Source organism: Streptomyces sp. NPDC096324, assembly GCF_044763015.1.
GTDB lineage: Bacteria > Actinomycetota > Actinomycetes > Streptomycetales > Streptomycetaceae > Streptomyces.
Map to the genome: position 1 here is coordinate 643,621 of NZ_JBIWFK010000002.1, position 13,017 is coordinate 656,637.

5 protein-coding genes and 1 pseudogene are annotated in these 13,017 nt (G+C 65.0%); 4 read left to right on the plus strand and 2 right to left on the minus strand.

Translation table 11 applies throughout. The features are described from left to right. Window positions 1–70 precede the first annotated feature (70 nt). The gene (locus tag ACIQ7M_RS06340; RefSeq protein ID WP_403640322.1) at window positions 71–6,505 is read right to left on the minus strand and encodes an RHS repeat-associated core domain-containing protein; all 6,435 of its coding nucleotides are present in this window, start codon (window positions 6,503–6,505) and stop codon (window positions 71–73) included. 143 nt (window positions 6,506–6,648) lie between these two features. Next, a complete protein-coding gene (locus tag ACIQ7M_RS06345; protein ID WP_403640325.1) occupies window positions 6,649–10,329 on the minus strand; it encodes a LamG domain-containing protein in 3,681 nt (1,226 codons plus the stop codon). Window positions 10,330–10,702: 373 nt separating this feature from the next. Here ACIQ7M_RS06345 and ACIQ7M_RS06350 point away from each other — a divergent pair. The 4 genes and pseudogenes from ACIQ7M_RS06350 to ACIQ7M_RS06365 form a co-directional block, all read left to right on the plus strand. Next, window positions 10,703–10,933 (plus strand): annotated as a pseudogene (locus ACIQ7M_RS06350) (transposase); the annotation flags it as partial. 629 nt (window positions 10,934–11,562) lie between these two features. Then, entirely contained in the window at window positions 11,563–12,036 is a 474-nt protein-coding gene (locus tag ACIQ7M_RS06355) for a hypothetical protein (RefSeq protein WP_403640328.1), read from the plus strand. 174 nt (window positions 12,037–12,210) lie between these two features. Further along, window positions 12,211–12,576: a hypothetical protein gene (locus ACIQ7M_RS06360; RefSeq protein WP_403640331.1), complete on the plus strand. Its 366-nt coding sequence runs from the start codon at window positions 12,211–12,213 to the stop codon at window positions 12,574–12,576. Window positions 12,577–12,622: 46 nt separating this feature from the next. After that, window positions 12,623–12,835: a hypothetical protein gene (locus ACIQ7M_RS06365; RefSeq protein ID WP_403640334.1), complete on the plus strand. Its 213-nt coding sequence runs from the start codon at window positions 12,623–12,625 to the stop codon at window positions 12,833–12,835. Window positions 12,836–13,017: the final 182 nt, after the last annotated feature.

The following is a 13,017-nucleotide window of genomic DNA, read 5'->3' on the forward strand; positions in this document are numbered from 1 at the left end:
GCTCCCCACTAGAACACCGGAGGGGCGCCGACGGCACCCCTCCGGGTTGCACTCTAACTAAATTCCCACGTCATCCCCGGGAAACGACTTCCCACTCAAACCCCTTCTTGTTGAAATAGTCTTGCATGTTTTGCGGGACCGGATTCTCGGAAATCACTCGGAAATCTGCACTATTTTCTGCCGCGATCTTCCGAGATTCGCCAAGTTTCGACTTGAAGGTGAGCATCTCGTCGGGGTCGCGATTGAGGCGGTCCCAGTATTCCCCGCTCTTTGCCTCATACCACACCTCTCGCGGAGACCCCTCGGGAGTGTAACGTCCATCGAACTGCCTTTTGCCCACCTTGAACCCCGGCTTCCCGTCCGGCCCAGCCTTTCCACCAAAGCGCTCCATCAGAGAAACTTCGTAAGCGTCACCGCTCAATTGCTGCAGACGGCCTCTGGACACAGGAGCCTCTGGCCCCTGCTTGCCGGCCCCAGGGCGACCGCCGGATGGGCCATCCGGGGCCATGACGATTCCGCATGCGACTTCGGGAGAGCAAGGCGGTCCGGTCACTTCCCCCATGAAGCTCTTGAAGGACTTCTTGACGTCGCCGCCGAAGAGGTACTGCAGCCAGGTTCGATGTTCCGGTTTGTCCCAACCCTTGAGGGCCGGCACACCCTCAGGGGCAGCCGCGCCCATGAAAATCGGGGTATCGGAGGAGACGCTGTAGTAGCTAAACCCGTTGGCCCAACTGATGGGCTTCCCGGTTAGGTCGTCTATTCCGTCATATTGTTTGGGATTGAGTTTCTTCTGCTTTTTTGCGTATTCTTCGACAGTTTTAGTGCCACCGCACACGCCGTCCTGCAGGCAAACGGCCTCACCGGACGGGTCGCTGGAAGTGACCGGTGTGTTGTTCGCGTAGGCGTAGCCGTTGAGCGACTGGTGCTGGTCGAGCGTGAGGAGCGGGTCCACGCTGATGAACTGGCCGATGCCGGGATCGTATTCGCGGGCGCCCACATGGGTGAGGCCTGTCGCGTCGTCGGCCGGCTTGCCGAGGAACGCCTTGTCGTCCGGCCACGTTGGGGGCTTGGTGCTGCGCGGGCCCCCGAACGGCGTGCTGTAGCGCTTTGCCACGGCGTATGTGCTGGCGTCCAGGGTGATGTTCGAAGTGCCGTGGTGATCGCCGGCCAGGAAGCTGAGCGTCGCGCTGGGGACTCCGGAGGTTGCCGTGCGGACGGCGATGGTCTGACCGTTCGCGGTGTAGTAGCGCGTGCCGGACGCGGTCTTCGTCGTGCCCTTGGTGGTCAGGCGGAGTTCCGTGCCGGCGCCCAGGTAGAGGATCGTGTTTCCGTCGCCTTTGGCCCTGCGGATCAGTAGTTCGCCGTTGGCGTCGTAGAGGTAGCTGGTCTCCTTCTTGTTTTCGGTGAGCTTGCTCAGGTCGCCTTCGGTGTTCCAGGCCAGTGTTTGCTGGGCATCGGGTCCGGGGCGGGAGGTGGTGTTGCCGCTGCTGTCGTAGTGGTAAGTGCCGGCGCGGGCGCCTGTCGTCTTGTCCAGTGTGTGTGGCTTGGTGTCCGTCGTGTCGTCGTAGGTGTATGCGGTCGCCTCGTCGCCCGACGTGGTGTGCTTGGTCTCGGTCTTGCGCTGGCCAGCATCGTTGTACGTGTACGACGTCCAGTACGGGGCGGCGCCATCAAGGTTGGCGACCGTACGACCGGAGGCGGCGCAGTTGGCGGTCTTCGGTGTCCAGGCCTCGGTCATGCGGCGGTTGCCGTCGTAGGAGAAGCACTGGTGGTCGGCCTTGCCGGTGCCGCCTTGCGTGGTGGCGTCGAAGATGGAGGTGACGTTGCCTGCGTCGTCCTGGGTGAACTTCAGCTCCTGCGGCATGTAGCCGTGCACGTCATCGGTGGCGTAGGAGCGGATCAGGCGACCGGTGCCCTCCTCGTAGTCCCAGTTGAGGTATGCCTTCTTCGCCGACGACGCGCCGTCCATGCCCAGAGTGAGCTGACGCAGGTCGCCCTGTGGGGAGAAGGTGGCCCCTTGCAGGTAGCCGGTGGTGCCCTTCGCGGTGAGTTGTCCTCCGAGGGCGTTGGAGGTGTAGGAGATCGTTTCGGCCGCCAGGCCACCCGCAGCGGGTACGGAGTACTGGCTGACTGTGCCGTCCAGGTTGTAGCCCGTGCTGAACGACAGTGCCTTCGGGACGTAACCGCCAGAGACCAGGGGGTCGGTGTCGGGCAGGAGTAGCTGGCTGCCGGTCACGTGGTACATCGGGTCGTAGGACGTGACCTTGCTGGTGTATGCGTTGCCGGATACGCCGCCGTCGTATCGGGTCGCGGTGTCCGGCTGTCCTTTTGCCACCGAGTCGAATCCCCAGGCGGCAAGCTTGTTGGCGTCTGTCTTCTCGAGCTGCCACATACCGGTCTTGCGGCCCAGCTCGTCATACGCGAAAAGCAGCTTCTTCGAGGCATCGTTGCTCGGGGTGGTGCTGACGACCTGGTCGAGATCGTTATACTCGGTGCTGCTCTTGCCCTTGTCAGGGTCTGTGGCTGTGGTCTGTCGGCCGAACAAGTCGTAGGTGTAGGACCACTTCGTCTGGTCGGGTCCAGTGACCGACTCCGGTTGACCGGCTGGGGTGTAGGTGTAATCGGTCGTGGTGTAGTCCGCTCCGGTCGGCGTCGCACCAGCGTATTCACGTCGCTGTGTTGTCTGGCCGAGCGTATTGGTGACCACAGCGGTCGCCTGGCCGCCGTTCGGAGCGGTGGTGGCGACGGTGTCGCCGGTGTAGGTGGTGTCGATGGCCCAGCGGGTGATGCCGTGGACCTTGGTCGCGGCCTTCGTGGCCCGGCCTGCGCCGTCATACGTCGTGTCGGTCTGGAGGGGCGCCTGGCTTCCGGAGATCTCAGTGGCCTTGGAGCTGGGCAGCGACGTGCTGTCCCAGATCTCGGACTGCTGGCTGACTACCAGGCCTCGTGCGTCGTAGAGCGACAAGGAGACGAGCCGTCCGCCCTGTGGTGTCGGCACCTGCGCCTGGCGGGGGCGCAGGAGGGAGTCGTAGAACTCGTAGGCGGTGTTGTAGCCGGAGCCGTCGTTCTTGAGGGCCGCAGTGGAGGTCCAGGACAGGTCCGCACTGGTGACGTGGTAGTCGTAGACGTAGTTCGGTGTCTTGCCCAGCGCCTTGAGGCGGTTGGGGAGCCACATCTTGGTGACGCGGCCGAGGCTGTCGTACTCGCTCTCGGTGACCTTGCTGTTGGGGTCGGTGACCTTGAGCGTAGCGCCGGTCGCGAAGTCGAGCGCCGTGGTGGACTTGTACGTCTTCGCGTCACTGACTGCCACGGAGGTGAGAGGCCCGACTCCCGTGGGGAAGTAGGTGGTGGAGGATACCGGCAGGTCGTGCGTGTCTTTCACTGTCTTCGGGCGGCCGAGGGTGTCGTACGTGGTCGTGGACACCTTCTGCCAGATCGGGGCGTTGTCGCCGCCGTATCCCTTCGCCCGACCGGTCCAGTTGGCGTCGCCCTTGGTGGGCTTTTGTGAGGCCGACCAGGCCGTGGCCGTCGCGTCGTCGTAGACGGTGGCGACATCGGAGATGACGTCACCGGCTCGCTTGACGTCGGCGGGGAGATCAAGTGCCGAGTCCGCGGTGGCGCAGGTGGCGGTCACTGTGCGGGTGCGGGAGACGAGGGTGTTGATTCCCGCGTCGTCGTTGCGTGCGTACCAGGTGTGGGTGCACTTCTCGTCGTCCTTGACCGCGTCATCGCCTTCGTCCTCGACTGTAGCGGCCATCCCGTAGTCGTCATAGGTCGTCTTTACGCTGTGCACGCGGTCAAAGGGAGCGACCCTGCTGGTGACGTTGGTGCGTGTGTGGGTGTCGGCGGTGCGCACGTAGTACGACTCGGCGTCCGCGTACGACTTGTGCTGGGTCGCCGTCCGCTTCGACCAGGGGTCGCTGATCGTGCCGCCGACTTCCGTGTCACCGTTGTACGTCACCGACTCACGGGTGTAGCCCGCGTATTGGTCGGCATCGGTGATCTCGTCTGCCTTGACGCCGGCGACCTTGATGCTCTTGTGCCTGTCCGGATCCAGGGTTTTCCCGTCGGAGCCGAGGACACGGTCGCCGTTCATACCGCGCAGGTAGACAGTGACTTCCCTACTCTGCGTGCCGGTGGAGATGCCGGTGAGGTGGCTGACCTGCTGGAAGCCCCGCCAGATGGACCAAGTGCGCTCCTTGGTCGGCGTCAGCGGGTTGTCGTCGTAGTGCCAGGCTCCGCCGCCTGAGTACCGGTAGTTGTGCTGGACCGCCTCGGAGCCGCCCTGTGGGTCGGTGGTGGATACCGAGCTGACCGGGTATTTCTGGAACCAGTCGAGGATCGGTTCCTTCTCCCCGTTGGGTGCCCAGTACACGGGATAGCAGCGCTTGGTGTTCTCGTCCACCCTGGGCTTGGTGCCAGCGTCTGTACAGTCGGCGTCCATGTAGGTGACGATGGTCTGCGCGCCGGTTTCCGAGGTGACTGTCTTCAGGCGGGGCTTGTTGAGCGGCAGGATGTTGTCGGCTTTGCCGTCGACGCGGTTGGCCAGCATGACGTGGCTGAACTGGACCGGGTCGAGCGAGAGGTCGGCGCCACGCTTGCCGGTGTGCTTGATCTCGTCCAGCCACAGAGACTGGTCGGTGGAGTCACCCGTGTCGCCCGGGTCGAGGTACATCTGCTTGAGCGCCCAGGTGTCCACTGGCTCGAAGGCGGGCGCGGAAGCAGCCGCATTCCATGCATATGTGGTGATGCCTGTCAGCCGCTTACGGGTGAAGAAGGACGGTCCGACGTTGCCCGTGCACTTGTCGCCGTCCTTGCAGATCGCGTCGAACGGCACGTCCGGCCAGCTGTCCCGGGTGTCCTCGGTCAGCGAGTCACAGCCCGTGCCGGCAGCCAGGCAGCGCTCGTCGTAGCTCAGAACCACCTTGTCCGAGGCAGTAGGGGAACCGGAGAACAGTGCATCGGCGCGCTGTCCGTATCGGATCTCTTTCAGGTAGCCGCCGCGCACGTAGTCCGTGCCGGTGTTGTCGTCGCCGAGCTTGTCGTAATTGTTGTGCTCAGCGGTGTACCAGTAGGACATGGCGTTGTCGTGGATGTCCTCGACTTCGTCGAGGTTCCAGCGCCAGGCTTGGGTCTTGCCACGCTCCGAGAAGGAGCTGCCGTTCACGTATCCGGGTTCGCCCTCGTCGTCGCCGAACACAGGCACACTCCACACCGAGTTGGTGCGGTCGGTGTTGCCAGCCCCGTCCAGTTTGTTCAGGCCGAAGTCGTACTTCGTGCCGTCGCCCGTGACGACCGTCCAGTACTCGCCGTTGTCGTCACCGTTGTCGGCGCCCGTGGACCTGGTGACGGTGGAGGCGTCGTCGTCCTTCAGGTGCCACTTGCCAGTCGTGTCGTCCTTGACGAGCTCGCTGGCCTTGCCATTGAGGACGAGAGAGGCGTTGTCGTACTTCCAGCACAGGTCGTCCTTGCCTTCCTGGCCGTCGTCGTCGCAGGAGCCGTACCTGCGCTCGATGTAGGACGATGTCAGATCGAAGCCGGTGCCGATCTGGCTGCCCTGGTTGTTGGAGCTGGCTGTCTGCCCATCGACAGTACTGGAGTCGTACGAGATGGACAGGTCCGGCTGAGGGCCCGCAGCAGCCGACGGCATCCGTAGGGGGTAGGACCAGGTGAACGAGCCCGACGAGCCGCCGGCTTCCCAGGTGGAGGAGGCTGACAGTGGTGTGGCCTTGTAGGAGCCAGCGCCCGACTGGGCGCCCGCTGCAAGGGCCAGCATCAATGAACGCCCATGCGCAGCCAGGCTCAGCGGTGCCGAAATGCTGTCCTTCGCGCGGTTGTTGACGGCGTTCAGACCGCTGCGGTTACGGCACTTCGCGGCGGATGGTTCCTTCAGCGCGCAGTCGGGCAGGCGCGTCAGCTGGAGCCGACCGGCCCAGTCTCCGCCGTAGGCGGCGGCGAAGGCCGAGTAGTCGACGCCGAGCCTCACCTTGCCACCAGTCCTGTTCCTGGTGGAAGTGACCTGGAGGACCACGCCTTTGACGCCGAGTTCGGCGGCCGTCTTCTGGCTGAGAACCTCGACAGTGACGGAGCCGACTGCTTTGTCCTTGCCCGGGGCGGTAACGGTGATCGGCAGTGATCCGGGACTGGCCTTGCTGGTGCCTTTGCGCGGGACGACCAGCGAAGCCGTGCCCGGTTTCGGCCAGGTGACGTCGCGCTGCTGGTCATGACGAGCCCGGGCGGCAGCGGTCCGGTCGGCGGCGGCTGCTTTCGCGACCACAGCCGCGGTCTTCTTATTGACCTGGGCGGTGAACGGGCTGACCTTGGTGGAGTGCGGGGCCCTGAGATGCGGGCGGCCCAGCGGGTCGGTGTTCGTCGCGAAGGCGACGGGTGTGAGCAGGCCGGGCAGAAGTGCGAGGACTGTGGATGCGGCGATGCGGCGAGGCCAGCGTCGTCTGGGCCTATCGCTGCGGCCTGCGGGAGGCCTGGGTGTGCCAAAGAGATTCATCGTGGTTCTTCCTGCACAGCGTCTGACCGGTCGGTTCGGACGCGTGCGGCTGGAAACGAGGGGGACAGATCGGACCGCGCTGGAGCAGGGCGGCCCGGGCGGCCCGCTCGGTGAGCGGGCCGCCTGTGCCAAAGCGTTGTGCGTCAGGTGGTGTCGGGGCTGTCCAGAACCTGGGACCGGATCTGGTCGGTGGTCATGGCTCCGGCCCAGATCCTCAGTTCCTGCAGGCCACCGAGTAGGTAGTTGCCGGATTTGCCGCCCGTGGTACCGCGTCCCAGGCTGAGCTCGCCGCTGCCCTGCTGCGGTGTCGCAAACGCGGCCGCGTCAGCAGGTTGGTCGAATTCACCGACGTAGAGGTGGAGTTTGCCGTAGCGGGTCTCCGTCTTAGTGCCGTCGGAAGGATCGGTCCACTCCCAGGGCTCCTGAGCATCGAAGACGCCGGTGATCTGGACCCATGAGTCGGTGACCGCCGCGTCTGCGGCGGGTACGTCGGCCTGCTGGGTCACCTTGCCGGACGAGTCCACTGACGTGCGGGTGAACTTCCACTGGTAGGTCTCATCGGCAGGCTTGACCACCCACAAAGCCCATGACGATTCCCCACCCATGCGCTGAGCAGCCACTTGGGCCTGATAGCCGGCAGGTTTCGCCATAAGCGCCTTCGAGTCCAGACGTACGGTGGCCGACACCGTAAACGATCCGGTTTCGTCCACCGCGGGGCCTGTAGCGGCGGCGTACTGCGTTGCGCCGTCCAGGAAGAGGGCGTTGTCGTCCTCGTTCACCGTGGCTCCGCTGGGCGACAGCTTCATGGGCGGCAGTGGGTAGGCCGTGCTCTCTGGGATGTCGCTGCCCTTGGCCGAAGTGGCATCCCACTGAGCGACCAGCTCACTGACCGGTACACCGTTCTGGCGCAGCTGGGCCTCGTCGGCCACCTCGGCGGGCTGCAGGGCGCGTTGCCACACGGCAACTTCGTCGAGGAGGCCGAAGTGGTAGTCGCCGTACGTGCCTCCTGTCTTCGAGCGGCCGAACTGCAGGCCGCCGGTGGCCGCCCACGGTGTGTAGTCGGGAGCCGCCTTGGAGAGCAGTACCGGGTCTCCTTGCGGCTGGCCGTTTATGAACAACTGGATGGTGTCGTTGGTCGGGTCGCTGTCGGGAAGGTTGTCGTCACCCTCGGTCTTGAAGACCCCCACCACGTGTGTCCACACGTTGAGCGGCGGGTTGTCGCGGTCCGCGAGCGAGCGCACATAGACGGGACTCTTCGAATCCTTGTCCGTCCGGTTGAACACCCACTTCTTGTAGGAGGCGGAGTAGTACAGGGTGAACGAGCTGCCGTCGCTGCCGGGCTCGGACAGTACGACTCGGCTGGCGGAGGCGTTCGCCAACTGCACCCAGGCCGAGACGGTGAACGAGTCCTGCGTGTTGATCGCCGGGGCGGCGGTCGCCGCGTATCCCGTCTGCTGAGCAGGATCTGTGGTGTTGTCGTTCAGGCGCAGCGAGTAGTCGGACTCGCCGCGGCGGGCGCGTGTCGACCAGCCCGTCCCTGCCGCGCCCACCAGGGTGGCGTCGTGACGGGTGCCTTCGGTGGCGGTGTCCTTGGCTGTCATGGTGCCTGAACCGGGGACGCCATCGAGGTGCCAGCGGCCCACCGCCTCCTGGGCGGGTGACACCTTGAAGACGAACTCCTGGGGTGTCCCCCACCGATCGTGCACGTCCTTGGCCCGCACCGACAGCACCTGCGTGCCTCCCAAGGGCGGTGTCACGTCCTTGACCTGGGATTTGAGGGGACTGGTGGTGACCGTCTTTGCTCGTGTGGAGAGGAGTTTGTACTCGTAGCCAGTGATGTCGGTGTGCCCGGCGGTGTCGATGTCCGCGGTATTCGGCTGGAAGGTGAAGGATCCGGGGATGCCAGGACCACCCTTGCCCTCACACACCGTCGCGTCGCACTCGGTGTATGGGGAGCCGGGGGTGACTCGCGGAGCCTTCGGCGCCGAAGAGTCGATCTTGAAGTAGCACCATGGGCTGTAGGAGGACCACAGATCGCCGCTCTTGCCGGCGTAGGACCAGTGGGATTGGGTGCGTGCCTTGTAGCGGTACAGGCCCTTGTCGGCACGGTCGCTGGTACGCATCTTCTCCAGTGTCCCGTCAGAGTGCCAGCCAGTATCTGGCATGTGCCCGCTCCACACCGGGTGCCAGGCCGCGTCGTCACCCCGCTCGACAACGTACTCGGCCTGCAATGAGCCTTCCTCATCACCCTTGTGCGATTCGACCTGTGTCTCGACACGGGCCTGAACCATCGGGTCCTTGCGGGTTACGACCAGGGGGTTGGAGGCGGACTTGTTGCAGTAGCCTGTCCTTCCATCCCCCGGGATGAGACCGACGTCGCCAGGTAGGCCCGGCTTGTAGGCGAAGACCACCTGCAGTTCGGCGCTGTCGTCGAATCGCTTCCAGGCGCGCGGATCGCTCTCATCCTTGGCCCGCAGCATGAGCGTGAGACGACTGAACTTGCCGTCCGCGAAGGACCGGACGGTGCTGGTCAGGTTTTCGTCCGATTCCTTCGCGTTGTCGTTGAACTCGATCCACTTGTCCGGCTGTTCCGGGCTGCACAGATCACCGCGACCGGCTGCCACGTCCTGGTCACCCATCAGGTCCAGCTGCTTGGGTCCTGGCCAGCGGGTTCCCTCCGAGATGTTTTCGGTGCGCACCAAGTCGAGGGGATGCTTGTTGCAGTTGAACGACCAGGTCTCGTGGGCTCGGAACGTGGCATCGAGTACGCGCTTGCCAGCCAGTTTGGTGGGCGCGAACTCGAAGTACATCCGGTCGACATAGCCGCCGCCGCAGTAGTAGCCGTCTGCGGTGCCGCACTTGCCGACGCCCTTGCTCCCGTCGAACATCCAGAACTTGTCACCGTCAGAAGACAGCTTCGTACGCTCCGAGACACCGAGGCCGACCGACGGGTCGATATAGACGGGGTAAACGGTGTCTTTGCCGCGCAGCAGGCCGAGATCGGGATGCACGGCGACAGCGCCGTCGTCGACCCTTACGGGCAGAACCGCAGTAGCATCGCCCTGTCCGGGCTGCGATGGATCGTCTGGTCCTTGCCCGTCGCTCGGCGTCGCGGGCGCAGTACGCATCAGCTGCGTTGCCGGACCTGACGTGTCGTCACCGGCGGAGTCCCACATCTGTCCGGCCGGACCGCGGAAGACGGCGTTGCCGTCTTCGTCCACGGCCCGCAAACCACCTCCGGAACCTGGCGCAACTGTCAGCCCATCGCCCGATGCCGCAAGCTGTACCTGCTCAAGTGCGGGGTTCTGTGCGGCATCAGGTGTCTTGACCACCAGGACTTCGCGGTAGCCCTCGGCCGTGGCCGTCAGTTGAAGGTCTACCCCGTCGAAGACGTTTGCGTAGGTTGCCGTCGGACCCTCCAACGTCGGCTTGGGAAGGGAGTTCTCCCAGCCGAGGGTGACGGATCGGCCGCTCCTTCCCAGGTGGATCATGTCCGATCCCGAGCCACCACCGGAGAACGACAGGTCCACAACAGCGCCTTTGGGCGCGATCCGTCCGTCGGCCCGAACTTCCAGGACAGGGTCGACGGGACCCCAACGCCCATCGTCCTCCCTTACGCGCTTAGGCGTTGTGGACTGCGTCAGCGTGAACGAGCCGTCCGGATTCGCCTTGGTCGTGGAGTATTCCGAGCGGTCAGCTGTCACCTCCACCGGTTCGCCGGAAGCGTGCGCCCGAGCCGAGGCAGTCGTTGCGTCCACCGGAACGGTTGAGGCGCCGGCCGCAGCCGCCTGGTGTGCCATCACAGTGGGCAACGTCGGCAGCATCGACAGGACGAACGTAGCGGCTACGCCTCCTACGAGTCTGCGGGTTCTTCGCGGCTTGTACGCGGGCGCCACGGAGCCCCACTCCGGTTTCACGGAGTTCCCCCATATATGGAATTTTGATAAGCGGTCCCGGACAGTAAATGTTCACGCTACGGGGGCGGTCAACCGGACGTGTCACAGCTCACGCACAGGTCTCTTCGCCTTGTGCTGGGCAGGCCTGACGCATTGTGAGCTGAACCGGATCTTGTAGCGGCCTTGAAGCCAGGCATGATCGCCTCGGCAGGTGGGAGAACACAGGTCCGATGCCTGCACGACGGAAGTACCCCGACGAGCTCCGCGAGCGAGCCGTCCGTGAGTCCAGAACTCCGGCCGTCCGGTGGCTCACGTCGCGAAGGACTTGGGCATCCAAAAGGAGGCTCTGTGCGGATGGGTCCGCCAGGCCGAGGCCGACAAGGGTGACCGGCCTGATCTGCTGACCACCGCCGAACGGGCCGAGCTGGGCCAACTCCGTGAGGAAGTAGCCGAGTTGCGCCGGGCGAACGAGATCCTCAAAGCCGCTTCGGTGTTTTTCGCGAAGGAACTCGACCAGTCCGCACGAGGCTGATGCGGTGATCAACCACCTCCGCGACGACGACGGGGTCGAGCCCGCATGCCGGGAACTGGACCTTTCGGTCTCGGCATACAACGCCCGCCGCCGACGCCCGAAGTCTGTCCGGCGACAGCTCGACGAGCAGCCCATCCAGCACATCCACCGCATCCATGACGCATCCGGTGAGACCCACGGAGCCCGGGAGCCCGACGGATCCACCGCCACCTGCGAGGCGAGGGCCCAGGCCGTCCTTGCGCACGAGACGCTCGATGGTGCAGCGGGCTGCGGTGATGCCCTGCCGCCGTGCGCTCCTCGGTGAGGAAGTACGTGCCGGACATGGAGCAAGGAGCCTTCGAAAGCAGTAGCTACCGTCGTCGCCCTGTTCTGCCAGGGGGAGTTCGCGGATCACTATCCGCAGCAGGCCCTCGTCCGGTTGCGGCACATCCTCGATCGGCCCGAGCCGGACGAGGCCGTACAGACAGCGCAAGAGGCACTACGGGACATCGCCGCTCGCGACGGCCAGCTGCCACGGGTATGGAGCACGATCATCAGATGGGCCACCGAGAGAATGCACCTGGCGGGGCATCGAGCCTTCCTGTCGCTGCTAGATCCACGCGTGGACCCGTACCTTCTGCAGGTCATGCATGGCGGCAGCCGAGCAGCAGCGCGACGTCCGGGAAGCGCTGTCGGACGGCTGGAACGCCGCCCTGGCCGACACCCGGGTCGAGGCCGAATGCCGGCAGTTGCTGACGGCCTGGGCCGAGGCTCGGAAAGCAACGGACATGCCAACCGAGCTGCTGACAGATTTCCTCAACCAGATCATCCTGGGGCACCTGGTTGCTTCTCCGGTCTCGGCCCTCATCTTCGGTGAGCCGGGAGTGGCCGACGGTGAGGCCGTCATCGACCTGCGCAAGAATCTCCGGCTGCCGCCGGCGTTGTCTTCCCTCGTGTCCGGGCACGAGCACGCCTCGGCGGGGTTCCGATCGATGGCCTCTACACGACGGGCGCGCCGCCGTGCGCGCAAAGCGGTACGGCGGCGCCTATCCGCTTCGAGGTCCGGCTGCGCAGTCCCTGTCCGGGGATCGGCTTCACCGCCCGGATCACAGCCACAGTGCTAACGGAGCCGCCCTATCCCAGCTCCGTCGAGGAGATCACTGGGGCGGTGCGCACCACGCTCAGGGATACTGCGAACGAGGTCTCGAAAACGTACGACCCGGCCCGGCCTCGCCTCGGCGCGGGATGTCTGCGGCCAGCACCTCGCCCGACTGCGTCAACTACCTACAGAGCCTCCCGTGGAGTTCACGGCCCAGCTCGCACTCGAGCTGCTGCCGGACGACCGCGCCGCAGTGGCTGCGCTGTTGGCCGCTCAGAGGCGGCAGTCCGTGAGCGACATACTGCGGCAGCAGAAGACCGATGCACTTGCCGCGGAACTGACGCACCTCATCCGGCATCGCCCCGAGAACGAGCGGAGCGTCGAGTACGAGGCCGTCGAAGTGCTGCGTGAATTCCTTGCCAGCTTCCCTGACCACACCCAGAAACGCATGCTCTACACCCTTATGGCCGCGGGAATGGACAGCGCCCAGCGGCCGCACCACTCCGCGAAAGCACAAGCCTTGGTGAATGGTCACGCCGCAGCGGAACCGGAGGGCGCGTCGTAAGCAGAGCGGCGGCTGGCCTCCTCAGCCTCGAAAGCATGGTGGGCCGGTGAGCACGTCAATCTGGCGATGGCTGCTCTCGCCCTGGACCAGCTGGCGGGCGTGGCAGCAGGCACGGGCCAGCCGCGGCAACCTGTCCTTCGACGCAGCGTGGCGGCGCACCAGGCTCGACAAGCACCCAGACGATATGCCCTACCAGCAGCACGGACATCTCTCGGCAACTAACGAGATCGACGACTCCGCCACCCGGCACCAGCAGTAGGGGAATACCGTACGACGAACGACGCTCCAACCATCCGTGCTCAGCAGGCACGGCATAACGCCGTACCGGGGCCCAAGGGCCTGGAGAGCCCCTGCAGGGACTTCACGCAGAGGAACCCCCAGAGCGGGGCAAAGCAGGGGTTCCTCTGCGTCTCAGAGAGTCGTACAGAGCCTCTGTGGCTA

Excerpts from the sequence above, each read along its gene's own strand:
- ACIQ7M_RS06355 (WP_403640328.1), top strand. The coding sequence starts at position 11,563 with ATGGCGGCAGCCGAGCAGCAGCGCGACGTCCGGGAAGCGCTGTCGGAC.
- ACIQ7M_RS06340 (WP_403640322.1), bottom strand. The coding sequence starts at position 6,505 with ATGAATCTCTTTGGCACACCCAGGCCTCCCGCAGGCCGCAGCGATAGG.
- ACIQ7M_RS06345 (WP_403640325.1), bottom strand. The coding sequence starts at position 10,329 with ATGCTGCCGACGTTGCCCACTGTGATGGCACACCAGGCGGCTGCGGCC.